This is a genomic window from Acidovorax sp. LjRoot38 (assembly GCF_964252975.1).
Taxonomy (GTDB): Bacteria; Pseudomonadota; Gammaproteobacteria; order Burkholderiales; family Burkholderiaceae_C; genus Acidovorax; species Acidovorax facilis.
Map to the genome: position 1 here is coordinate 346,084 of NZ_CAXUPT020000002.1, position 23,679 is coordinate 369,762.

The following is a 23,679-nucleotide window of genomic DNA, read 5'->3' on the forward strand; positions in this document are numbered from 1 at the left end:
GGCGCACCCGTAGCAGGTGCAGCGCCCGGGGTGGTCGCAGTCATGCCAGACTGTGGCCTGTGCTCAACGTAAAACACCTTTCTGCTTCTGCCGCACCTTTGCGGCCCCTGGCCAGCCCGGTGCTGGCGTTTTTCGTCGCCACGGTCATTGCCGTGGTGCTGGGTGGCTGCGCCTCGCCCCCGCCGTTCTATGCGGCGGCCGCGTCTGAATCACTGGTGAATGTGTACGGGCCGGAGGCTTCCACAGAGACGCCCACGGCGCCTGCACAGGCCAATGCACAGGAGGCTTCTGCAGCCACCCAGACGCCACCCCCTGCGGAGCGCTTTGCTCTGCGGCCCTTGCCAGGCGCTGATGGCGCCACGCTCCTGGCCCTCACGCGCAGCGAGCGCACCGCCTCGCTGCGCTATCGCGTGATCGTCATCCCCGGCTCCGGCTGCGCGGGCATGGGGCCGATTGCCGACCGCTACTTTGCCGGCCTGCTGCATGCCCAGGTGCTGGTGTTGCACAAGCCCGGCGTGGACCCGCAGGCGCGCACGGCGCCCGCTGACTGCGCACGCGACTTCGTGCAGCAAGACCGCCTCTCCAGCTGGCTGGCCCACGCCCGTGCGGCGTTGGTGGCCGATGCGCAGCAACGCGCGCGCGAAGGCGCACCCGCGCTGCCGCAACTGCTGGTGGGCATCTCCGAAGGCGCCGAACTGCTGCCCGCCCTGGCGCCCGAGGTTCCGCAACTCGCGGGCCTGGTGGTGCTGGCGTCCAGTGGCCTTGATCCGCAGGAGGCGGGAGCCCTGCAAGCCCAGCGCCTGGGGGCGCAAGCCGACTGGGAGGAACTGGGCCGCGTGGTGGCTGGACGCAGCCCCGACAGCGCCGTAGCGCAGGGCCGCAGCCTGGGCTACTGGCGCGACCTGTGGAACTGGTCCTTGACCCTGCCGCTGGTGCGAAGCCCCTGGCCGTTGCTGCAGGTGTGGGGTGGCGACGATGCGCTGGTGCCCCTTGCGGCCTACGAGCGTTTTGCAGAGCTGGCCTCCTTGCGCACCGTGCCCTATTGCGCGCGCCGCCTGGACGGCGCCAACCACGGCTTGCAGCGCGGTGCGGGGCCGCTCACAGACGGCGTGCAGCTGGTCTGGGCCTGGATCGAGCAATGGGCGCGCAACCCGGCCTCAGGGCTGTGCGCGCCGCTGCTGGACCGGCCGCTGATGCTGTTGCCATCAGTGGGCGTTCCCTGAGCCAGGATCGCACCGCAGACAGTTTGCTATTGGGTTGATGGCTGCTTGCGCTTTTGGCGCGGGCGCCAGCAGACCTAAGAACCTGTTCAAAATCTTTTCGGGGTCGCACAAGTACCTTGCCGGGATGGGATGCAAGGCGCGGGGTGCAGCCAATAGCTTGGCTATTGGCAAGCGCCGCAACGCCGCAGACCGCCCGGCAAGGCACTTGCCCGCAGGGTTGGAGTGAAATCGGGCGATTGGACACCTCAGCTGCTTGCATGGGCATGAGCCCATGCGGCGCATCCGAAGCGTCCACGTCCATCACGATGGCACTCCAATGCGATCCCCGAAAAGATTTTGAACAGGTTCTAAGACCGCCTGTGGCAAAGTTGCCTTGTGCAGCAGCCAGCTCCGCTGCTGCCGATGCGGTAAAAAAACGGACCCTCAGCCCGACGGTGGCCCTTGCGGCCCGGGAGGGACGGGATTGGCAAGAGCCTGCGCCTGCAGCCAGGCACAGAACACATCCAGCCGGGGCAGGGGGCCGCTGGTGCGGCGGCGCACCACGTAGTCATAGCCGGAGGCCACAAAACCCAGCGGGGCCACCAGCCGCCCCGCCAACACGTCGTCCATCACCAGATGCCAGGGGGCCACGGCAATGCCCAGCCCGCGCACGGCGGCCTCCAGCGTGAAGTAGTAGTGCTCGAACTCGGGCCCCGCCTGTGAAGGCGTGGGCAGCGGCACGGTAGCGCCCGCCGCTGCCCCCCACATGGCCCAGGCATTGCGCCGCGTGCGGGTGTGCAGGCGCAAGGGAGCGAGGGCCGGGTCGACCAGATCGGCGGGCTGGTGCAGCGCCACCCGTTGCGCCAGTTCGGGGCTCAACACCGGGCCCAGGTGTTCGGGGAACAACCGTTGTTCCTTGCTGGTATCCCACGCCCCGGTGGCCTCTTCGGCAGTGATGGCTAGGTCGCCGTGCATGCGGCCCGCACCGGTGCCTGCGTCGGTGGTGCGCAGGCGCACCTCGATGCCCGGGTGCTGCGCCTGGAAGTCGAACAACCGGGGGATCAGCCACTTCACGGTGAAGGTGCTGAAGCAGGCCACGTCCAGCGGCCCCCGGCTGGGGTCGCTGACCTCGCGCACCGCATCGGCGATGTGGGCAAAGGCGGTGGTCAGCACCGGCTGCAGCACATGCGCTGCCGGGGTGAGGGTAGGGCGGGCCTTGGTGCCGTCAAACAGGGCCACGCCCAGGTGCTGCTCCAGCTGGCGCACCTGGCGGCTGATGGCGCCGGGCGTGACTGCCAGCTCGTCCGCGGCCGCCGTCATGCGGCCCAGCCGGGCGGCGGCCTCGAACGCGCGCAGGGCACTCAGTGGGGGCAGGCGGTGGCTCATCTATGTGATTTTAGAGCACATAAATTCAGCCAAATCATCGCTTTTCAATCAAGAAACTGATAGCAAAAATAGATGGAATTTCAAGCGATAGCTGCTTGAAATGCTTGCAAATTGGCAAGCGCTGGTTTGAATGTCTTTATTTGATTTGAATGAACATAGGAAAACCGATGCCCTTTATCCGCACCAACGTTCCGCAGGACACCCCCGCCGCCACGCGCGATGCCATCGTGCAAGGCACTCACAAGGCCCTGGTGGACGCCATCGGCATGCCGCCGGACGAGCTGTTCAACCTGGTGGCTGGCTACGCCCCCGGTGAATTTGCCTGCAGCCCCACCTTCAACGGCGTGGCACGCTCCGACCGCGTGGTGGTGGTCGAGATCACGCTGCGGCGCGGGCGCAGCGACGCGATGAAGCGCACCCTCTACGCTGCCATTGCGCGCAACCTGCAGGCCATGGCGGGCGTGGCCCCGGCAGACGTGTTCATCTTCATGCACGAGAACGACTATTCGGACTGGTCCGTGGGCCACGGGCGGTTTGCGATGGACCTGGTGCAGAACAAGGCCGCAGCCTGAGCTGTGGCACCCGCTACCGGGGCCGGAACATCCTGAACAGCTGCTCCGGCCCCACCGTGAAGTAATCGGCCGGGCCCCCGCCGCGCAGGATGTGGCCGGCGTTCGCTGTGTCGTACACCCCGTCCTTGAGCAGCGCCTTGTCGATGTGCACGGCCACCACCTCGCCCAGCACCAGCCAGGTGTCCACCGGGACGCCGTCCACGCCCTGCAACTGCAGGATCTGCGTGCTGCGGCATTCAAAGGTGACCGGACTTTCGGCCACGCGCGGCGGTGCGACCAAAGTGGAGGGCAGGGGGGTGAGTCCCGTCAGCGCGAACTCGCTGACCTCGGGCGGCACAGCGGCGCAGCTTTGGTTCATCACGTCGGCCAAATCGCGCGTGGCCAGGTTCCACACGAACTCGCCCGTCTCCTGCACGTTGCGCACCGTGTCTTTGAAGCCGATGCTGGCAAAGCCCACGATGGGCGGCACGTAGTTGAAGGCGTTGAAAAAACTGTAGGGCGCCAGGTTGGTGGCGCCCTGCGCGTTCTGCGTGGCAATCCAGCCAATGGGGCGCGGCCCCACGATGGCGTTGAACGGGTCGTGCGGCAGGCCGTGGCCCAGGCGGGGCTCGTAGCTGTGGATGTCATCGCGGCGGGGTGGGGCGGTGGTCATGGGGGTGCAGTGAGGTGGATGGGGATGTGCACGCTGCAGCGGGTGTTCCTTTCACCGCGCAGTCTCCGGGTCGTACATTACCTCCGGCTTCTGCGGGAGGCAGTCACCGGGATTTCAAAGATGCTACTAAAGTAATAGCTAAAAGCGCCTTATGGTCAAGCGCTAGGGGGCTATTTCTATCAAAAAGGGGTGGCGCCCACTGGCGCAGTGGCTTTGGCGGTGATCAACACGTAAGACCGAAGGCCAGGGCTATCAGCCGCCCCCATGCCCGGGTGGCAGGCCGCAAAGGCTCCGCCCAAAAAAATGGACCCGCGAGGGGTCCATGGGTAGTCGGCGATTTCGCGTCACCGCCGAGGTGCCGGCAGCGCCTTATTTCTGGAACAGCACCAGCTGGGTCTCTGTCGGGGCCATGCCGCCCCTTTCGGCGTTCATCGTCACTTCGTAGCGTGTGCCGGGTAGCGGTATTTGCGATGTGAAGCTGAACGAGAAGTCACCGTTGCCATCTGCCTGCACACGCTGCGACAGCAATTCCTGGTTCAGGCCAAACGCGCCGACGAGCGTGCCGACCGCATTCACCTTGACATCCACCACCGCGCCAGGCACGGTGCGGCCGCGCACGACCACGGCGCCTCTGTCCACTGTGGCATGGTTGGCGTGGCTGGTCACCTGCAGCTGCACCGTGGTGGGCGCGGCATTCACTTGCGAAGCGATGTTGAAGGTCCAGTTCTGGCGCATGCCGTTGCCCACCAGGTCCCGGGCGGTCACTTCGACCGGATACCGGCCGGTGGGCAGGTCAGCGCGGTAGGTGAAAAACTGCGGCGTGACCTGCGAGGCGGACGTGACATCGCGACCCGCGATCACGATGCGAACGCTTTTGGGGTCTACACCCACACCACCGACGTCATCAAACGTGCCGGACACCGAAGTGGCCGCACTGCGCGGGACCGTTTCCCCGTCGCGCGGCGACACGTGGCGAATCACCGGCGGCTTGGCATCGGCGATCAAAGGCTGGGTCAGGGTTGACGAAACCGTGCGGTCCCCGACACGCAGGGTGGCGACCGTGGGCCGCGATGGCGCCAAGTTGTCCATGCGGCGGATGGTGTACGCGCCCTCATACACGCCGGGCGATACCTCGCGCATCGGCACGTTGTCGATGACACCGGGAATGTCGAAATCCGCCCGGCCTCCGGGCGCGCCGTTCAGCGTAAAGCGCAATTCCGCGCCGGGCTCCATCTTGTCAATGGGGGCGACCGAGAAACGGTCGATCTTCAGTCCGGGTGGCGGTGCGGCCACCACGTTCCGGTCACCAATGTTGGCCGGAAGCGTGTAGTTGCTGGTGATGGTGCGGTTGCGCACCTTCAGCGTGGCGCGCACGGCGCTGCCTTCGTTGAGCCGGTCCTGGCGGCGGACTGTGTAGCTGCCCGTGTACACGCCCCGTTCGGTTTCCTGCAGCACGATGGCGCGGGGCACGCCAGCCACACGGAGCTGAACCTTGCCCCGCGGTGTGCCTTCTACCGTGAACTGCAGGTCGGCGCCGGCCCGCAGACCGTCGTCTGTCGCTACCTGCAGTGATCGCAATTCAGGGGCGGCGGGCTGCGCCATGACCGTACCTGGAGCGACCATCAGGGCGCTGGCGATGGGAAGAAGCAGGAAAAGGGCTGCCACATGGTGGCGAATCTGTTTTGTCATGGGGTTCAAACCTGGTGCTAGGGATGAACTCACTGTGGGCGCAACACATGTTTCCAAACGTAGGCGGGCAGCGACAAGTTCGAAGGACAAGACGCCGTTGGCGCGTCAGGAGCGCGCCGTTTTGAGCCCTTTCACGCGCGCGTAGGCCGGTGGTGCAGCCTTGCACAGCCTCTATTGCTCAGGCGCCGGGTGTTGCTGCCCCAGAAACCGCCCCGGTGGCTGCCCCACCGACTTGCGCACCATCGCGCTGAACGCGCTGGGGCTGTAGCCCAGCTCGGCGGCGATCTGGCCCATGGGCATGCGCCCGGCAGCCAGCGACACGGCCTTGGCCAGGATGACCTGCTGGCGCCACTGGGTGAAGGTGCTGCCCAGTTCGGAACGGAACAGCCGTGCCACTGTGCGCGGGCTGGCGCCGGTGTCCTGCGCCCAGTCGGCCAGTGTTTCATGGCGCGTGGGGTCGGCCAGCACGGCCTCGCACAGGTGGCGCAGACGCTTGTCCTGGGGCAGGTCCACGCCCAGCTTCACGGCGGCGGCGCGGGCCAGTTCATCGCGGATGAGGGCGCTCAGGTGCTGCTCGCGCAGCCGCTGGGCGGGCGTGAGAGCGGGGCCGCCGTCGGGCGTGGTGGGCATCTCGCGCACCAGCGAGCGCAGCAGGTCGGACACCTCCAGTACGCGGCACTGGCGCCAGGCGGCCGAATCGTCTTCGCCGCGATGACTGGGGCCGGCGCCATCGCCGCCGAGGGCGCCCGGGCCGCACCGGCCGCGCGGCTGGTGGAAGTACAGCGTGCGCAGGTCGGCGTCTTCCACCATGGTCACGGCATGTTCCACGCCGGGTGGAATCCAGAGCGCGCGCGACGGCGGAACGATGTAGGTGCCGTGGTTCACCGTGAGCCGGATCACGCCCGTGGTGGAGATCGCCACCTGCGCCCAGGGGTGGCTGTGGGGCATCACCTGGGTGTCGGCTGCCAGCCAGCGCAGCTTGGCGCGCACCGGGCGGGCGGGGATAGGCACAAACAGCTCGGGCGTGAGCGAGCCCACGTACGACATCCCGCGCCCCGCTCCGCGCGAGCTCCCGCTTTTTGGACGGGGCACAACCTGGGCGGCAAAGTGCTCCACCACCGGCTCGGGGGATGGGGCGGGTGCGGCGGCAGGGTTTGGCATGTTTGCGATAGAAGTTGGCCGCCTATCGTAAACCTGCCGAAGCCTGCGTGCCTAAGATCAAGCCCATGACCGCTTCATCCTCTGGCGCCACCGCCAACCCCGTGCCCTTGCGGCAGGACGCCCGCACCATCGGCCTCGTTGGCCTGGCCCATGGCAGCTCGCATTTCTTCCACATGCTGCTGCCGCCGCTGTTCCCGTGGCTGATCGGCGAGTTTGGCTTCAGCTATTCCGAGCTCGGCCTGCTGGTGTCGGTGTTTTTTGTGATCTCGGGCGTGGGCCAGGCGCTGTCGGGCTTCATCGTGGACCGCGTGGGCGCGCGGCCGGTGATGTTTTTTGCGCTGTCGAGTTTTGCAGCAGCGGGCCTGGCGGCGGGCACGGCGCAGGGCTACTGGGGCCTGTTGCTGGCGGCCGCGCTGGCCGGTCTGGGCAATGCGCCGTTCCACCCGGTGGACTTCACGATCCTGAACAAACGCGTGTCGCCGCAGCGCCTGGGGCATGGCTTTTCGGTGCACGGCATCAGCGGCAACCTGGGCTGGGCCACGGCGCCCGTGTTCATGGCGGGCATTGCCACGGCCACGGGCTCGTGGCGCACGGCCTGCCTGTGCGGTGGGCTGTTCGCCCTGGTGGTGCTGGCCATCATGGTCTGGAACCGCGATGCGCTGGACGACCGCCAGGGCGCCTGGGCGCACCAGGCCAAGGGCGGGGCAGGGGCTGCCAAGCCCGAGCACCCCATGGCCTTCCTCAAGCTGCCCTCGGTGTGGCTGTGTTTCTCGTTCTTCTTCTGGAGCACCTGCGCCCTGAGTGCCATCCAGAGCTTTGCCAGCCCGGCGCTGCAGTCCATGTATGGCCTGCCGCTGAGCATCACGGCCATGGTGGTCACGGGCTACATGCTGTGCGGCGCGGTGGGCATGTTGATCGGCGGCTTCCTGGTGGGGCGTGTGCAGCGGCTGGAGAAGATCATCTCGGTGTGCCTGCTCGGCTCGGCCGCGCTGCTGGTGGTGGTGGGCCTGGGGCTCCTGCCCGCCATGGCAGCCGTGGTGGTGGCTTCGGTGGCTGGCCTTGGCACAGGCCTGGCCGGCCCTTCGCGCGACATGCTGATCAAGCGCGCTGCGCCCCCGGGCGCCACGGGCCGTGTGTACGGTACCGTGTATTCGGGTCTGGACCTGGGCTTTTGCCTGGCCGCCCCGGTGTTTGGCGCCATGCTGGACCACGGCATGACCTCGGGCATCTTCTACGGCTCGGCCTTCACGCTGGCGCTGAGTGTGGTGTCGGCGGCGCTGGTGGGGGTGGGGGTTGCGGCACGGGCTGCCAGGCCCCTGGCGACGGCGGTCTGAAGGACGCTGGGGCAGCTACGGGCACTCCCGCCGCGCTGGCGAGGCTGTCGAGAGACAGGTCGAACGCGTTCTAATGCCAGGCTGAACGCGCGCCCCGCGCCGGTAGCCCCAGCCGGGGCTTGGCCGCAACGGAGCTTGCTGCTTTTGGTCACCAACCCTTCATTGCCCTTTTCGTACACACCCATGCGCAAGATTGCTTTGGAATCCATCGCGGCGGGCACCTTCGCTGCGCTGGCCATGATGCCGGCGGGCTGGCTCTTTCGGCTGCTGGAGATGCGCGTCGGGCACTACGGCCCCAAGTTTGCGGCCCTGTACCTTGCGCAGCCCGGGCCCGTCGCGCTATTCGTTCAACACCTGGTTCTAGGCTGGGTGTCTGCCCTTCCCCTGGTAGTGTTGCCACTGCACCGTATGGTCACAGGCGGGGCGCTGGGTGTGGGTGCTGTCTACGGTGCACTCTATTACGCAACCGTCAACTCGCTGGCGCTCCCGATCTACTTTGGTGACCCATTGCCCTGGAGCCTGGGGCTGGCCGTGGTGCTGCCGAGCCTGGTGGTGCACGTGGTTTTTGGTGTGGCGGTGGCTTTCGGAGTGCTGGCGATGAGGCGCAGGGGCGGGGGTGGACGTTAAATATCGTCGCGGTCGATTTGCAGCCGACGATCTCTCAGTCCGACAACTCTTAGGCTCCCGCATACTCCTGCCATGCCATTTCCCCTTGAAGAACGCCGCGCCTTGCTCAACGTGAAGGGCGTGGGGCCGACCGTCGTCGCCCGGCTTGAACAGATGGGCTTTGAATCGCTGGCGCATCTGGGCAAGGCCAATGCCCTGGACATTGTTTCCACGGCCTCGGCCATGGTGGGCTCCACCTGCTGGAAGAACAGCCCCCAGGCCCGCGCAGCGATCCAGGCGGCCATTGCACTGGCCCAGTCGCGGCCTGCTTGACCTTTCAGCTGCAAGCCTGGGTGGGGTGTGTTGCAATGCGGCCCGGCGATGGGGCAACAAGTGGCCCCTGCTGCTGCCTCACACCATTTCCAGGACACCCCATGACCCACCCCATCTACAACGCCAGCATCCCCGTCTTTCGCCAGATGCTGGGCTCCCTGAAAGACGTGCTGGCCAAGACCGAGGCCCATGCCACGGCGCGCAAGATCGAGCCGGATGCCCTGCTGCAGGCCCGGCTGTTCCCCGACATGTTCCCCATGGCGCGCCAGGTGCTGATTGCCTGCGACTTTGCCAAGGGCGTGGCGGCGCGCCTGGCCGGGGTGGAGGTGCCGTCCTTCCCCGACGCCGAGCGTCCCGGTTTCGCCGACCTGAATGAACGCATCGACACCGTGCTCACGTTTGTCGAAGGCCTGCCAGAGGCTGCGTTTGCCGATGCCGCCACACGCCAGATCACCATCCAGCCCGGCACGCCGCGCGAAAAACAGTTCGTCGGCGAGCACTACCTGCTGCACTACGGTCTGCCGCAGTTCTTCTTCCACGTGAACGCGACCTATGCCATTGCGCGGCACAACGGTGTGGAGCTGGGCAAACGCGACTACATGGGCAAGTACTAATCAGTGCCTGTGCGCAGACGGTCACCTCGGTGGCCGCTACTGCGCATAGTTCAGCGGCAGCGCCGTGGTGAACTTGATTTCTTCCATCGCAAAGCTCGAACTCACGTCTGACAGCGCCACGGCCTGCGTGAGCCGCTTGTAGACCGAATCGTAGGCGCGGATGTCGGGCACCACCACGCGCAACAGGTAATCCACATCCCCGCTCATGCGGTAGAACTCGACGATCTCGGGGATGCCCATCACGGCATCCCGCAGGGTGTCAAACCATTGCTGGTGGTGCTGGTTGGTCTTCACGGCCACGAACACCGTCACACCCACATTCACCTTGCGCGGGTCCACCAGGGCGACATGGCGGGTGATGTAGCCCTTCTCACGCAGCCACTGGATGCGCCGCCAGCAGGGCGTGTTGGACAGGTGCACGGCCTCGGCCAGCTCGGCCAGCGGCGTCTCGGCGTTGTGTTGCAGCATCGCCAGCAGCTGGCGGTCAATGGAATCCAGATTCTGTTTCAAGGGATATGTGAGAAATCGTTTCCCTTATTGGGCGTTAATCAGGGCATAAAAGCAAAGTTTTTTCAGGGCTGTCGTTACATACTGTCAAGGCATCGTTGGCACGGAATCTGCGTCAAGTCCCCGCAATTTCGCACCGTGCATCCACCCGGTGCGTGGTGCGCTGTCTCCCCATGGCACGCCGTTCCTGGCCCCTCCCGTCGCCCTTTTTTCAAGGATTTCATCCATGTCGCTTTCTGTTTTTCGACGCAACCCCTACGCCCTGGGACTGAGCATTGCCGCATTGGCCGTGCTGGCCGCCTGTGGCGGCAGTGACGGCCCCACCACCCCGGTGGCCACGCCTGAGCCCGCCGAGCAGTACGTGCCGCCCGAGCCGCCCTCGGGCTACACGCCCAAAACCATCAGCTATGCCAACAAGGACATGGTGGCGGCGGCCAACCCGCTGGCGGTAAAGGCAGGTGTCGACATCCTGGCCAAGGGCGGCACGGCCACAGATGCCGCCATTGCGGTGCAGATGGTGCTGAACTTAGTGGAACCGCAGTCGTCGGGCATTGGTGGCGGCGCCTTCATGCTGCACTACGACAAGGGCGCCAACAAGCTGCTGGCCTACGACGGCCGCGAGACCGCGCCCAAGGCCGCCACGCCCAACCTCTTCATCGGCGCCGATGGCAAGCCGCTGGCGTTTCTGGCGGCGGTGGACGGCGGCCTGTCGGTGGGCACGCCGGGCGTGCTGCGCATGCTCGAAGCCGCGCACAAGGCCCACGGCAAGCTGCCCTGGAAGGACCTGTTCGAGCCCGCCATCAAGCTCAGCGAAGACGGCTTTGCGATCTCGCAGCGCATGAGTGTGTCCATTGCCGGGTCGGCCGCGCGCATCAAGGCCCAGGGCGAGCCCGGATCCAGCTATTTCCTCAACGCCGACGGCACCGCCAAGGCGGCGGGCACGCTGCTCAAGAACCCTGAATTTGCAGCCACGCTCAAGGCCATTGCAGCGGGCGGTGCCGATGCGTTCTACAAGGGGGACATCGCCAAGGACATCGTGGCCAAGGTGGTCAGCCATCCCACCAACCCCGGCAAGCTCGCGCTCGATGACCTGAGCGATTACACCCACAAGGTGCGTGAGCCCGTGTGCGGCGTCTACCGTGTGCAGTACCGCGTGTGTGGCATGCCCGCGCCCAGCTCCGGCGGCATCGCGGTGCTGCAGACGCTGGGCATGCTGCAGGGCTTTGACCTGGCGGCCATGAAGCCCAACACGCTGGACTCGGTGCACCTGGTGTCCGAAGCCTATCGCCTGGCCTATGCCGACCGCGCGCTGTATGTGGCCGACCCTGACTTCGTCAACGTGCCCCAGGCCGGGCTGATCAATGCCGACTACCTCAAGGAGCGCGCCAAGCTCATCAGCCTGCAAAAGAGCATGGGCGTGCCGGTGGCCGGCATCCCGCCGGGTGTCACGGGCGCCACGGGCAAGGACAGCTCACTGGCTCTGCCATCGACCACGCACATGTCCATCATCGACAACGCAGGCAACGCCGTGTCCATGACGACCACCATCGAGAACGGCTTCGGCAGCCTGCAGATGGTGCGCGGCTTCTTGCTGAACAACCAGCTCACCGACTTCTCGTTCACGGCCACCGACGCGGCAGGCAACCCCATTGCTAACAGCGTGCAGGCTGGTAAGCGCCCCCGCAGTTCCATGGCACCCACCATCATCTTCAACGCCACCACGGGCGACCTCGAAGGTGTGGTCGGCTCGCCAGGAGGCAGTGCCATCATCCAGTACACCGCCAAGACCATCCTGGGCATGACGGACTGGGGCCTGAACGTCCAGCAGGCCATCAACCTGCCGAACTTCGGTGCGCAGACCAACGCCACCACGTCCATCGAAAAGGGCTCGCTCATCGACACCGCTGCCATCCGCGACGGACTCAAGGCACGCGGCCACACCGTGGCGCAGACCGACTCCTTCACCAGCGGCCTGCATGGAGCGGTGTTCAACGGTGTGCGGTCCAACGGCAATGCGGGCCTGCTGTCGCGCAACCCAGGTGCGGGCACCTATGCCGGCGGCGCCGATCCCCGCCGGGAGGGGATTGCGCTGGGCAACAACTGAGCTGCGCAATGTGATCGGTGGCGGCTCCAGAGCAGGGGCTGCGCTGATACTGATGAAGGCTGCCGGGTGGACTACCGGGCAACCTTTTTTTGGGGGTGCTCCGTGGTGGCCGCCGGATGCTTTTCGCCCGCCAGCGTCTGGAGCAAGCGGGTGAAGGTCGCTGTCGGGCCCACGTTGTCCTCGGCGCGATAGACCAGCGTCAGGGGCACATTCAGCCGCCCGCCATCCACCAACGGCCGGTAGGCAATGGCGTGGCGGTGCACGCCCAGCATCGATGAAGGCACCACGGAAATGCCCGTGCCCGCAGCCACCAGGTTGAGGTTGGTCAGCATGCGCGCCACCTCGGCCACCACACGGGGGCGCACGCCCTGCTCGGCACACAGCGCCAGCAGGTTGGCATACAGGCCGGGCGCGCCCGGGCGGCGCACCAGGATCATGGGCTCACCCTCCAGGTCGGCAATCTGGATGGGCAGCGGCTTGCCGCGCCGCTGGCGTTGTGCCAGTGGGTGGTCGATGGGCAGGGCCACCATGGCGGGCTCGTGCTGCAGCGTATCGAACACCAGGCCAGCAGGCCTCGCCACGGGTACGCGCAGCAGGCCGCAGTGCAGGCGGCCATCGGCCACGGCCTCGGTGATCTCGGCGGCGTTGTTCTCGCCAATCTCCAGCACCAGACCGGGGTGGCGGGCGCGGCACTCCCGCAAGGCAAACGGGGTGAATTCATGGGCGGCGGCCGAGCTGGTGAAGGCAATCACGAGCCGGCCGGTCTTGCCCTCGGCCAGCAGCTGCATGCGGCTTTGCAGTGCGTCGAAGTCATGCACCAGGCGGGCGGCATCGGCCTGCAGTGTCTGCCCCGCCTCGGTCAGCGTGACGCCCTTGGAATGGCGCTTGAACAGCACCATGCCCACCGTGTTTTCCAGGGCCTTGATCTGCTGGCTGAGCGGTGGCTGGGCCATGCCCAGCAGCCCTGCCGCGCGGGTCATGTGCCCGGCTTCGGCCACGGCGAGAAAGTAGCGCAACTGGCGGATGTCCATGTCAGAGGTCGGGTGCAGATGGCAGGATGTTCATATGCAAATCGTATCGCCCAGGGCATTTTTGCCTATTTGACGTATTGAAAGCCGGTTTCTACGATGCAGCGGCATCCGGTTTGAAACGGCCCATAAGAATCCTCAAGGAGACACATCCACCATGACTGCCCCGCAACCCCATTTGCCTCTGCCCCGCCTGGCCCTGCTGGGCCTGGCGTGCCTTGCGGTGGCCGCCTGTGCGCCCATGGCACCCAGCAGTGCACCAGCGGCCAGCGCGGTCTCTGCCAAGGCCGAGGCCGCCCCCGTGGCTGCGGCCTGCCCCAAGGACTTGGCACCCATCGCCCGCTGCCTGTCGGGCCAGGATTCGGCGGGTGCGTATTACCTGATCGCCATGCCGCAGCAATGGAACGGCCACCTCGTGCTGCATGCCCACGGGGGCCCCGCGCTGGGTGCGCCCAGGATGGAGCGGTCGGTCGAAGACCTCACGCGCTGGTCCATCATGGTCCGTGCGGGCTACGCCTGGGCGGGCAGCACCTTCCGCCAGGGCGGCGTGGAGGTGCGCGCAGCGGCCGAGGACACCGAGCGCCTGCGGCAGATCTTTGTGCAGCACGTAGCGCAGCCGCAGCGCACGGTGCTGCACGGCCAGTCCTGGGGCGCCAGCGTGGCGGCCAAGGGGGCCGAGATGTTCCAGACCACGGCCGATGGCAAGCGCCCTTACGACGCCGTGCTGCTCACCAGCGGCGTGCTGGCAGGCGGCACGCGGTCCTACGACTTCCGCACCGACCTGCGCGTGGTCTACCAGTACCTGTGCAACAACCACCCCCGGCCCACCGAACCGCAGTACGCGCTGAATATCGGCCTGCCTGCCGACGCTGCGATGACGCAGGCGGACCTGTCAGCGCGCCTGAACGAATGCCTGGCCCTGAACAAGCCCGCTGCCGAGCGCACGCCCGAGCAGCAGCGCAAGGTGCAGACCATCGTGGATGTGATACGCATCCCTGCGAATTCCATCCAGGGCCATATGAACTGGGCCACGTTCCACTTCCGTGACGTGGTGCAGCACCGCACGGGCGGCGCGAGTCCGTTTGGCAACCAGGGGGTGTTGTACCGGGGCTCGCCCGACGATGCCGCCCTGAACGCGGCCGTGCTGCGCTACCGCGCCGACCCTGCGGCCGTGGCCCGCTTCGCGCAGGACACGGACCTGACCGGCCGCATTCCCGTGCCTGTGCTCACCGTGAAAGGCGTGGACGACCCCACCGCCTTCGTCGAGCTGGATGCAGCCTTCAAGGCCACCATGGCGCAGGGCGGCAGCGCGGCGCGCCTGGTGCAGACCTTCACCCAGCACAACACCCACAGCTACCTGAGCGACCCGACCTACCCCACGCTTTTGGCGGCGCTGCTGCGCTGGGTGGACACGGGCGACAAGCCCACGCCCGAGGGCATTGCGCGGCAGTGCGCAGGCATGGAGCCCCCATTTGGCAAGGGCTGCGCCTTCCTGCCCGGCTATGTGCCTGCGCCGCTGGCCAGCCGGGTGGCTGAGCGCGAGAGGCCGTAAACCGGCCGCCAGCGCAAAAAACAAAGGCCCCGCTGGAACAGCGGGGGCTTGTGTCAAGGTGCTACAAAATTCATAGCTGATCGCGCTTGCTAGATAAGCGCCAGGTGCCAATATCTCCAAAAAATCACAGTCAGAGCACCTGTCTTCTCACACCGGGTGCAGCCCCGGCCGGGGCCGCCCCGCCGCCTCTGCTTACTTGACGGAGGCAAGCGCCTTGTTCAGCGTGGCGCTCGGGCGCATCACGGCGTCCAGCTTGGCTACGTCGGGCAGGTAGTAGCCGCCGATGTCGGCAGGTGCGCCCTGCACGGCCGCCAGCTCGGCCACGATGGTCTGCTCGTTGTCGGTCAACTGCTTGGCCAGGGGCGCAAACTTGGCGGCCAGCTCGGCGTCTTCGGTCTGTGCGGCCAGTTCCTGCGCCCAGTACAGCGCCAGGTAGAACTGGCTGCCGCGGTTGTCCAGCTGGCCGGTCTTGGGGCTGGGGTTCTTGTTGTTGTCCAGCAGCTTGCCCGTGGCGGCGTCCAGCGTCTGGGCCAGGATCTTGGCCTTGGCGTTGCCTGTCTTCAGGCCCAGGTCTTCCAGCGACACGGCCAGCGCCAGGAACTCACCCAGCGAATCCCAGCGCAGGTGGTTTTCTTCCACCAGCTGCTGCACGTGCTTGGGGGCAGAGCCGCCCGCGCCCGTTTCGTACATGCCGCCACCGGCCATCAGCGGCACGATGGACAGCATCTTGGCCGAGGTGCCCAGTTCCATGATGGGGAACAGGTCGGTGAGGTAGTCGCGCAGGATGTTGCCGGTGGCGCTGATGGTGTCCAGGCCACGGATCACGCGCTCCAGCGTGTAGCGCATCGCACGCACCTGGCTCATGATCTGGATATCGAGGCCGACGGTGTTGTGCTCGTGCAGGTACATCTTCACCTTGGTGATGAGTTCCTTTTCGTGCGGGCGGTACGAGTCGAGCCAGAACACCACGGGCATGCCGGAGTTGCGGGCGCGGTTGACGGCCAGCTTCACCCAGTCGCGGATCGCGGCGTCCTTGACCTGGCACATGCGCCAGATGTCGCCAGCTTCCACGTTCTGGCTCAGCAGCACTTCGCCCGTGGCCAGGTCGGTGATGTTGGCCACGCCGTCTTCAGCGATCTCGAAGGTCTTGTCGTGGCTGCCGTATTCCTCGGCCTGCTGGGCCATCAGGCCCACGTTGGGCACCGTGCCCATGGTCTTGGGGTCGAACGCGCCGTGCCACTTGCAGAAGTTGATGATCTCCTGGTAGATGCGGGCGAAGGTCGATTCAGGCATCACGGCCTTCACATCCTTCAGGCGGCCGTTGGCGTCCCACATCTTGCCGCCGTTGCGGATCATCGCGGGCATGGAGGCGTCCACGATGATGTCGTTGGGCGAGTGGAAGTTGGTGATGCCCTTGGCCGAATCCACCATGGCCAGCTCGGGGCGGTGCTCGTGGCAGGCGTGCAGGTCGCGCTTGATCTCGTCGCGCTGGCTTTGTGGCAGCGTCTCGATCTTGCTGTACAGATCGACCATGCCGTTGTTCACGTTCACGCCCAGCTCTTCAAAGGTCTTGGCGTGTTTCTCGAACGCGTCCTTGTAGAAGATGCGCACGCAGTGGCCGAACACGATGGGGTGCGAAACCTTCATCATCGTGGCCTTCACGTGCAGCGAGAACATCACGCCGGTCTTGCGTGCGTCTTCGATTTCCTTCTCGTAGAACTCCAGCAGCGCCTTCTTGCTCATGAACATGCTGTCGATCACTTCGCGATCAAGCAGGCTGACCTTGGGCTTGAGGATGATGGTCTTGCCGCTCTTGGTGATCAGCTCCATCTTCACGTCGCGGGCGCGGTCCAGCGTCATGGACTTTTCACCGTGGTAGAAGTCGCCAGCATGCATGTGCGAGACATGCGAGCGCGAGGCCTGGCTCCACTCGGCCATGCTGTGCGGGTTCTTGCGTGCGTATTCCTTCACGGCCTTGGGCGCGCGGCGGTCAGAGTTGCCTTCGCGCAGCACGGGGTTCACGGCGGAGCCGATGCACTTGCCGTAGCGGGCCTTGATCTCTTTTTCCTTGTCGTCCTTGGGCTGGTCGGGGTAGTCGGGCAGGGCGTAGCCCTTGGACTGCAGCTCGGCGATAGCTGCCTTGAGCTGCGAGACAGATGCGCTGATGTTGGGCAGCTTGATGATGTTGGCATCGGGCTGCAGCGTCTTCTTGCCCAGCTCGGCCAGGGTGTTGGGGGCGCGCTGCTCTTCCTTCAGGAACTCGGGGAACTCACCCAGCACACGGGCGGCCACCGAGATGTCGGACTCCACCACGTTGATGCCCGCAGGCGCGGCGAACGTGCGGATCAGGGGCAGGAAGGAAGCCGTGGCCAGACGGGGGGCTTCGTCGGTCAGGGTGTAGATGATGGTGGGTTGCTGGGTCGTCATGGCTTGTCTCACGAAACAGAGTATGTAAATGCCCCCGGCTGGGTCACAGCGGGGCCAAACGCGGATGCTCTCTGATTCTCCTTGCTCGGGGCTGTCTGGAACCCCTGTTTTTGCAATCGAATCTCACAATGCAAAATTATCATAAGCCCGGGGCACTTTTTTTCACCAAATAGGTGGTAATCACCCTGCGGCGCTCTGCAGTTTGACCGCGTTGGCGGCAGCGCGCCACCCCCTGTACACCCTATGAAAGGCCCCCTGGAACAGCCACCACGCGGCCAGGCAGGACGGCAAACCGCGCCCAGCGCGTGGGCAGCGTATCGGGCGCCGTGCCGGTGAAGGCCCCGAAGGCGGGCAGGACCAACTGCCCATCTCCCCAGCCAAAGCAGGGCGCCTGCAGCGCATCCCGCGCCGGGCCGCGCAGCCGCAGCGTGGGGTGCAGGTGCCCGGCGATCACCGTGTGTCCTGCCACCGCCTGCGGGTGGTGGCAGGCCAGCACCGGCACATCGGCGCGAGGCAACCAGGGCTCGTTGACCAGCGCCAGAGCCAGCGTGGCCGGTGGGTCGCCCGCATGCAGGTCGTGGTTGCCGCGCACCAGGGTCATCGCCACACGGGCATGGCGCTGGCGCCAGGGCAGCAACTGCTGCCACAGCGAATCGGCCGCGCCGCTGCGTGCGTGCAGAAAGTCGCCCAGAAACACCAGGTGGTCGGCGCCGGTGGCAGCGAGCACCGCATCCAGCCGCGCCAGGTTGTCGGCCGTGGTGCCATGCGGTACCGGCTGGCCCGCGCGGCGGAAGGTGGCTGCCTTGCCGAAATGCACATCCGCCACCAGCACCATGCGGGCAGCGGGCCACCACAGGGCGCGCTGGGGCAGCAGCTGCAGCGCGGTGCCGCAGGGCAGGGTGATGGCGTGCGCACTGATGGTGGGCGTGGGGGTGGCCAGCGAGGTCATGGTGCTCAGAATCCGTGGCGTCTGCGGGCGCGGCGAGGGCTGTCCCCGGCCGGGTCTCGGCGCGTGCGCCGTGCCGAGGTCGCGGAGCCTTCAGGGAGGTCCCACGCCATGTCCGTGGATTGCACAGGGTGCTGCGCCAGGTGGGTGCCCGTGGTGGCGTCGGCCGCCTGCTCCAGCGCTTGCACCATACGCGCCAGCCGGTCGGCCAGGGTCTCGATGCTCAGGCGCTCGCGAAAGCGCTCCACCATCAGCGGCAGGGCAAACGGGGTGGGGCGCGTGAGGGCATGGATGGACAGGGTTTGCGCCTGCATGCCGCGCAGCGTGCGGGCCAGTCGCTCCATGTCCAGCTCGTTTGCCAGCAGCTCGGCACGGGCCTGGGCCAGCAGCAGGTTGTCGGGGTCGTACTGCGCAAACACGTCGTAATAGAGCGACGACGAGGCCTGCAGCTGGCGGCTGCTGCGCTGCTCGCCGGGGTGGCTCTGGAAGATCAGGCCCGCAATGCGCGCGATCTCGCGAAAGCGCCTGCGCGCCATTTCGGTGGCGTTCAGGCTGGCCAGCACTTCATCTTCGAGCCCGCTACCGATGGTGGTGTGCGTGCCTTCGCCGATCAGGCGCGGCAGTAGCGCGGGCCAGTCCACGGGCTTGGCCGACAGCAGCTCCAGCCCGTAGTCATTGACCGCGATGGAGAAGGTGTTGGGCACCTGCTGCGACGCGCGCCAGCCCAGCAGCCCGGCCAGGCCCAGGTGCACCAGGCGGCCTGCCAGTGGGTACAGGTACAGGTGCCAGCCCTCGCGCGTGTGCAGGGTCTCGGCCACCAGGCGACTGGGTGTGGGCAGGGCCGACCAGGCCTGCTGCAGCTCCAGCAGTGGCTGGGCGCAGCGCATCTCGGGCGTGGTGAACTGGCCGCGCTCCGCCTGCGCCAGCTGTTCCAGCATCGCATCGGCCAGCGTGTTCGACAGCGGCATGCGTCCTCCGCTCCAGCGCGGTAGCGCAGCGCTGCCCTTGGGGGCGATGCGCACATAGGCCGTCATCTGCTGAGTGCGCACCAGCTCCAGCAGGCGGCCCGCGAACATGAACACATCGCCCTTGCGCAACCGGGCGATGAAGCTCTCTTCCACCGACCCCAGGCGCCCGCCGCTCACAAACTGCACCTGCATGCTGGCATCACTCACGATGGTGCCGATGTTGCTGCGGTGGCGGCGCGCCAGGCGGGCATCGGGCACGCGCCACACACCTTCGTCGTCGGGCACCACGCGGTGAAAGTCCGGGTAGGTGGCCAGCGATGCGCCGCCCTGGCGCACGAACTGCAGCGCCCACTGCCAGTCGTTGTCGGCCAAGGCAGCATAGGCCGGTGCGCGCCGCACTTCGGCCAGCAGCGCATCGGGCACAAAGCCGCCGCCGAGCGCCACGGTGACCAAGTGCTGCACCAGCACGTCAAGCGGCGCACGCGGCGTGTGCCGGTCTTCAATGCGGCCCTGCGCCAGTGCGTGGCGCGCAGCGGCTGCCTCCACCAGCTCCAGGCTGTGCGTGGGCACCAGCGTGATGCTGGAGCTGCGCCCCGGCGCATGGCCCGAGCGGCCTGCACGCTGCACCAGCCGCGCCACGCCCTTGGCCGAACCGATTTGCAGCACCTGCTCCACCGGCAAAAAGTCCACGCCCAGGTCCAGGCTCGATGTGCACACCACGGCCTTGAGCTGCCCGGCCTTCAGGCCTCGCTCCACCCAGTCGCGCACCTCATGCCCCAGCGACCCATGGTGCAGTGCGATGGTGCCGGCCCAGTCGGGCCGTGCCTCCAGCAGCGCCTGGTACCAGCGCTCCGCCTGAGACCGGGTGTTGGTGAACACCAAGGTGGACGCTGCCGCTTCGATCGACCGCACCACCTGCGGCAGCAGGCTCAGCCCCATGTGGCCCGCCCACGCAAAGCGGTCGGCACGCGGGGGCAGCATCACCTGCACCTCCAGCCGCTTGTCGATACGGCCCTGCACCAGCACGGCGGGCGGTGGCTGTGGCGTGTCCGGCACGGGCTGCGGCAGCAAGGTGTGCAGGGCCTCCTCCAGGTTGCCCAGCGTGGCCGACATACCCCACACCTGCAGCGCCGGGTTCCAGCCCGACAGGCGCGCCAGCGCCAGTTGCACCTGCACGCCGCGCTTGTTGCCCACCAGTTCGTGCCATTCGTCCACCACCACCAGGCGCACGCTGGCCAGGCGCTCACGCGCATCGGCGCGGGCCATCAGCAGCGACACGCTTTCGGGTGTGGTCACCAGCAGCGTGGGCAGGCGGCGGACTTGCGCGGCGCGTTCGCCGCTGGCGGTGTCGCCGGTGCGCAGGCCGCTGGTCCAGGTGGGGGCCAGTTCGGGCAGCGGTGTCTGCAGCGCGCGCAGCGAATCGGCAGCGAGTGCACGCATGGGCGTGATCCACAGCACGGTGAGGGGCGGTGCCGCAGCGCGGCGCGTGCGCAGGGCGGTGCGGGGGTTGGGGACTTTGGGGGCTTCTTCGGGTGGTGGTGCAGCATCTGCCTGCGCCAGATGCTGCAGCGCGCCCAGCCACACCGCATAGGTCTTGCCCGCGCCCGTGGTGGCGTGCAGCAGGCCCGAGCGGCCCTCGCCCATCGCGCGCCACACGTCTTGCTGGAAGCCGAAGGGCTGCCACCCGCGCGCCGCCATCCAGGCGGCTGCGGCACTCGGTGCCACCGGGGGCAGGGGCTTGCGCGGGCGGCGCGTCGTGCTCATGCGGCCGCGTCCTGCCCAGGCAGCAGTGCCATCAGCGTTTGCAAAGTATCGGCCTCGGCCACGGGTTTGTCTTGCCGCCAGCGCAGCATGCGCGGAAAGCGCACCGCAATGCCGCTCTTGTGGCGCGGGCTGCGCGCAATGCCTTCGAAGCCCAGCTCAAACACCAGCGTCGCGTCCACGCTGCGCACGGGCCCAAAGCTCTCGCGCGTGGTCTTGCGGATGATGGCATCCACCTGCGCAATCTCGGCATCCGTCAGGCCCGAATAGGCCTTGGCAAAAGGCACCAGTTGCCGGTCCGGGTCGTCCTGCGGCCCGGTCCACACGGCAAAGGTGTAGTCGGTGTAGAGGCTTGCGCGGCGGCCGTGGCCGCGCTGGGCGTAGATGAGTACCGCGTCCACACTCATCGGGTCGATCTTCCACTTCCACCACACGCCCACATCCTTGGTGCGGCCCACGCCATAGTGGGCGCTGCGGTGCTTGAGCATGAAGCCCTCGGTGCCCATGCTGCGCGCGGCCTCGCGCTGGCGCGCGAGGTCGGCCCAGTCGGAGCCGTGCAGCAGCGCGCTCAGGCGCAGGGCCTTGTGGGGCGGGGGGGCGATGGCGGTGTCATTGGGCGGCTGCAGCGTGGCCTCCAGCAGCGTGCGGCGGGCCTGTTGCGGCTCTTGGCGCAGGTCCTGCCCAGCGTGCTCCAGCAGGTCGTAGGTGACCAGCACCGCGGGCAGTTCGCGCAGCAGCTTCGGGCCCAGGGTCTTGCGGCCCAGGCGCTTTTGCAGGTCGGCAAAGGGGCGGGGCTGGGGCTCATCGGGCAGCCATACCAGAATCTCGCCATCGGCCACCGTGCCATCGGGCAGCTGCGCCATCGCGGCCTCGGCCAGTTCGGGGAAGCGGTCGGTCACCAGCTCCTCCCCGCGCGACCAGATCCACACCACGCCCGCACGCCGCACGATCTGCGCACGGATGCCGTCCCACTTCCATTCCACCAGCCAGTCGCCGGGCGTGCCCAGCAGTGCGGGCATGTCGGCCACGAGCTGGTTGAACGGGTGGGCCAAAAAGAAGGGGTAGGGCTGGCCTGCATCGGCGGCATCCTGCGTATTGGCATCGTCGTCCACCGGCGCGATCAGCGCCTGGTAGTCGCTGGCCTGGGGCTGCCGGCCGATCTGCGTGTAGCCCATCAGCCGGTGCGCAATGCGCTTGGGGTCCAGCGCGCTCACCGTGGCCAGCGCTTGCGTCACCTGCAGGCGCGACACGCCCACGCGGAAGTTGCCGGTGATGAGCTTGAAGTACACAAAGCGCTGCTCGGGCGCCAGCATGTCCCATTGCGTGCGCAGACGGGTATCGGCCTCACCCTGCGGCAGGGCGCGCAGGGGCAGCAGCTGGGCCATCCATTCGGCCAGTGTCAGTTCGGTGGGCTGGGTGGGCAGCGGCAGCAGCAGCGCCAGCGTTTCGGCCAGGTCGCCCACGGCCTGGTAGCTTTCTTCAAACAGCCACTCGGGCAGGCCTGCGGCCTCTTGTGCCAGCACCTTGAGGCGCTTGGTCGGCACCATCTGGCGGGGTTTGCCGCCTGCGAGAAAGTAGGTGGCCCAGGCCGCATCGGCGGGCGGCGCCACGCGCAGGTAAGCCACCAGCGCCGCGAGTTTGGCCGACTGCGCGGTGGTGGCGTCGAGCGCCTGGAACAGCTGGGCAAAGGCCTTCATGCGGCTGCCTCAGGTGTGGGTGTGCTACCTGTCACCTCAAGCGCCGCCCCTGCATCGTCCTCGTTGTCATCGGCGCCGTATTCGGTGGCGAACACCTGGGCGTCCAGCCCTTGCTCGCACAGCCAGCGCACCATCACGGCAGTGCTGCCGTGCGTCACGATGACGCGCTCCGCGCCCGTGGCGCCAATGGCTTTTTGCAAGCTGGGCCAGTCGGCGTGGTCGCTCATCACAAAGCCCCGGTCCACGCCCCGGCGTCGGCGTGCGCCGCGCACCAGCATCCAGCCGCTGGCAAACGCGTCAGAAAACTCCCCAAAGCGCTTGAGCCAGGGGGTGCCGGCGGCCGAGGGCGGCGCCAGCACCAGCGCGCGTTTCAGGTCGGCCTTGGTCAGGCCCGGGTCCGTCACACGCAGCGTGGGTGGCAGGTCTACACCGGCCGCTCGGTACACGGCGTTGAGCGGCTCCACCGCGCCATGCACCACGATGGGCCCGATGCTGGCGTCCACCCCATGCAGCAGCCGCTGCGCTTTGCCGAAGGCATAGGCATACAGCACGCTGGCCTTGCTCGCCGCTGCGTTCGCCGCCCACCAGGCATTGATGTCGGCAAACAGCGTGGGCTGCGAGGGCCAGCGGTAGATCGGCAGGCCAAAGGTCGATTCGGTGATGAAGGTGTGGCAGCGCACGGGTTCGAACGGCGTGCAGGTGCCGTCGTCTTCGAGCTTGTAGTCGCCCGAGGCCACCCACACCTGGCCGCCGTGCTCGATGCGCACTTGGGCCGACCCCAGCACGTGGCCCGCCGGGTGCAGCGACACCTTCACACCCTGGTGGTCAATGGCCTCGCCATAGGCCAGCGTCTGCAGCGCGATGTCTGCCCCCAGCCGGTTGCGCAGCGTGCCCGCGCTGTCGTGGTGCGCCAGGTAGTGGGCCGAGCCCATGCGTGCGTGGTCTGAATGGGCATGCGTGATCACGGCCCGCTCCACCGGCCGCCAGGGGTCGATGTAGAAATTGCCCTGCGGGCAATACAGGCCTTCGGAGCGGTGGACGATCAGGTCGCTTGCGTGCATGGTCAGGACATCGTAGGCGGCGGGCCAAAGCCGGGGCGCGGGCTGGGGATTGCGTGACGACGCTTCATGACTAAAATTT

Annotated in this window: 19 protein-coding genes; 8 read left to right on the plus strand and 11 right to left on the minus strand. The window is 67.1% G+C overall.

Translation table 11 applies throughout. The annotated features are described in order from the left end of the window. The first annotated feature begins 59 nt into the window (after nucleotides 1-59). Nucleotides 60-1,223, plus strand: a complete 1,164-nt coding sequence (locus tag ACSQ22_RS04125; RefSeq protein ID WP_436129511.1) for an alpha/beta hydrolase — start codon at nucleotides 60-62, stop codon at nucleotides 1,221-1,223. A gap of 423 nt (nucleotides 1,224-1,646) precedes the next feature. Here the strand turns inward: ACSQ22_RS04125 and ACSQ22_RS04130 are convergent, their stop codons facing one another. Continuing rightward, nucleotides 1,647-2,588, minus strand: a complete 942-nt coding sequence (locus tag ACSQ22_RS04130; RefSeq protein WP_436129512.1) for a LysR substrate-binding domain-containing protein — start codon at nucleotides 2,586-2,588, stop codon at nucleotides 1,647-1,649. Between the two features lie 167 nt (nucleotides 2,589-2,755). Here ACSQ22_RS04130 and ACSQ22_RS04135 point away from each other — a divergent pair, with 167 nt between their 5' ends. Continuing rightward, entirely contained in the window at nucleotides 2,756-3,160 is a 405-nt protein-coding gene (locus ACSQ22_RS04135) for a tautomerase family protein (RefSeq protein ID WP_436129513.1), read from the plus strand. Nucleotides 3,161-3,173: 13 nt separating this feature from the next. On the opposite strand, the gene ACSQ22_RS04140 is transcribed toward ACSQ22_RS04135, so the two are convergent. The 3 genes from ACSQ22_RS04140 to ACSQ22_RS04150 all read right to left on the minus strand — a co-directional run bounded on the left by ACSQ22_RS04140 (nucleotide 3,174) and on the right by ACSQ22_RS04150 (nucleotide 6,662). Next, on the minus strand, nucleotides 3,174-3,812 hold the full coding sequence (locus ACSQ22_RS04140) for a flavin reductase family protein (RefSeq protein ID WP_436129514.1): 639 nt from the start codon (nucleotides 3,810-3,812) through the stop codon (nucleotides 3,174-3,176). A gap of 369 nt (nucleotides 3,813-4,181) precedes the next feature. Continuing rightward, nucleotides 4,182-5,501 (minus strand): hypothetical protein, encoded by a 1,320-nt coding sequence (locus ACSQ22_RS04145; protein WP_436129515.1) that lies wholly within the window; start codon nucleotides 5,499-5,501, stop codon nucleotides 4,182-4,184. 171 nt (nucleotides 5,502-5,672) lie between these two features. Beyond that, complete coding sequence (locus tag ACSQ22_RS04150; protein ID WP_436129516.1) at nucleotides 5,673-6,662, minus strand: AraC family transcriptional regulator; 990 nt, start codon at nucleotides 6,660-6,662, stop codon at nucleotides 5,673-5,675. Between the two features lie 65 nt (nucleotides 6,663-6,727). On the opposite strand from ACSQ22_RS04150, the gene ACSQ22_RS04155 reads away from it, so the two are divergent. The 4 genes from ACSQ22_RS04155 to ACSQ22_RS04170 all read left to right on the plus strand — a co-directional run bounded on the left by ACSQ22_RS04155 (nucleotide 6,728) and on the right by ACSQ22_RS04170 (nucleotide 9,549). Continuing rightward, on the plus strand, nucleotides 6,728-7,996 hold the full coding sequence (locus tag ACSQ22_RS04155; protein ID WP_121422976.1) for an MFS transporter: 1,269 nt from the start codon (nucleotides 6,728-6,730) through the stop codon (nucleotides 7,994-7,996). Between the two features lie 183 nt (nucleotides 7,997-8,179). Then, nucleotides 8,180-8,623, plus strand: coding sequence for a hypothetical protein (locus ACSQ22_RS04160; protein WP_121508001.1), 444 nt, complete (start codon nucleotides 8,180-8,182; stop codon nucleotides 8,621-8,623). Nucleotides 8,624-8,695: 72 nt separating this feature from the next. After that, complete coding sequence (locus ACSQ22_RS04165; protein ID WP_055395781.1) at nucleotides 8,696-8,935, plus strand: hypothetical protein; 240 nt, start codon at nucleotides 8,696-8,698, stop codon at nucleotides 8,933-8,935. Between the two features lie 101 nt (nucleotides 8,936-9,036). Next, complete coding sequence (locus ACSQ22_RS04170) at nucleotides 9,037-9,549, plus strand: DUF1993 domain-containing protein (protein ID WP_055395783.1); 513 nt, start codon at nucleotides 9,037-9,039, stop codon at nucleotides 9,547-9,549. Between the two features lie 36 nt (nucleotides 9,550-9,585). On the opposite strand, the gene ACSQ22_RS04175 is transcribed toward ACSQ22_RS04170, so the two are convergent. Next, on the minus strand, nucleotides 9,586-10,047 hold the full coding sequence (locus ACSQ22_RS04175) for an Lrp/AsnC family transcriptional regulator (protein ID WP_055395804.1): 462 nt from the start codon (nucleotides 10,045-10,047) through the stop codon (nucleotides 9,586-9,588). Nucleotides 10,048-10,282: 235 nt separating this feature from the next. On the opposite strand from ACSQ22_RS04175, the gene ggt reads away from it, so the two are divergent. After that, nucleotides 10,283-12,160, plus strand: coding sequence for a gamma-glutamyltransferase (gene ggt / locus ACSQ22_RS04180; RefSeq protein WP_228897009.1), 1,878 nt, complete (start codon nucleotides 10,283-10,285; stop codon nucleotides 12,158-12,160). 71 nt (nucleotides 12,161-12,231) lie between these two features. Here ggt and ACSQ22_RS04185 read toward each other — a convergent pair whose 3' ends face one another. After that, complete coding sequence (locus ACSQ22_RS04185; protein WP_436129517.1) at nucleotides 12,232-13,191, minus strand: LysR family transcriptional regulator; 960 nt, start codon at nucleotides 13,189-13,191, stop codon at nucleotides 12,232-12,234. Nucleotides 13,192-13,345: 154 nt separating this feature from the next. On the opposite strand from ACSQ22_RS04185, the gene ACSQ22_RS04190 reads away from it, so the two are divergent. Continuing rightward, nucleotides 13,346-14,740, plus strand: coding sequence for a hypothetical protein (locus ACSQ22_RS04190; protein ID WP_370641410.1), 1,395 nt, complete (start codon nucleotides 13,346-13,348; stop codon nucleotides 14,738-14,740). Between the two features lie 192 nt (nucleotides 14,741-14,932). Here the strand turns inward: ACSQ22_RS04190 and ACSQ22_RS04195 are convergent, their stop codons facing one another. The 5 genes from ACSQ22_RS04195 to ACSQ22_RS04215 all read right to left on the minus strand — a co-directional run bounded on the left by ACSQ22_RS04195 (nucleotide 14,933) and on the right by ACSQ22_RS04215 (nucleotide 23,600). Beyond that, nucleotides 14,933-17,167: an NADP-dependent isocitrate dehydrogenase gene (locus tag ACSQ22_RS04195; protein WP_228897007.1), complete on the minus strand. Its 2,235-nt coding sequence runs from the start codon at nucleotides 17,165-17,167 to the stop codon at nucleotides 14,933-14,935. Between the two features lie 241 nt (nucleotides 17,168-17,408). Beyond that, a complete protein-coding gene (gene pdeM / locus ACSQ22_RS04200; protein ID WP_228897006.1) occupies nucleotides 17,409-18,116 on the minus strand; it encodes a ligase-associated DNA damage response endonuclease PdeM in 708 nt (235 codons plus the stop codon). A 5-nt stretch (nucleotides 18,117-18,121) separates the two neighbouring features. Continuing rightward, a complete protein-coding gene (locus ACSQ22_RS04205; protein WP_436129518.1) occupies nucleotides 18,122-20,845 on the minus strand; it encodes a ligase-associated DNA damage response DEXH box helicase in 2,724 nt (907 codons plus the stop codon). After that, nucleotides 20,842-22,539 (minus strand): ATP-dependent DNA ligase, encoded by a 1,698-nt coding sequence (locus ACSQ22_RS04210; protein WP_436129519.1) that lies wholly within the window; start codon nucleotides 22,537-22,539, stop codon nucleotides 20,842-20,844. Before ACSQ22_RS04210 ends, ACSQ22_RS04205 begins: the two co-directional genes overlap by 4 nt. Further along, nucleotides 22,536-23,600 carry a ligase-associated DNA damage response exonuclease gene (locus tag ACSQ22_RS04215; RefSeq protein ID WP_228897003.1) on the minus strand — a complete coding sequence of 355 codons (1,065 nt, stop codon included), beginning with the start codon at nucleotides 23,598-23,600 and terminating at the stop codon, nucleotides 22,536-22,538. The genes ACSQ22_RS04210 and ACSQ22_RS04215 overlap by 4 nt, the downstream gene beginning before the upstream one ends. Nucleotides 23,601-23,679: the final 79 nt, after the last annotated feature.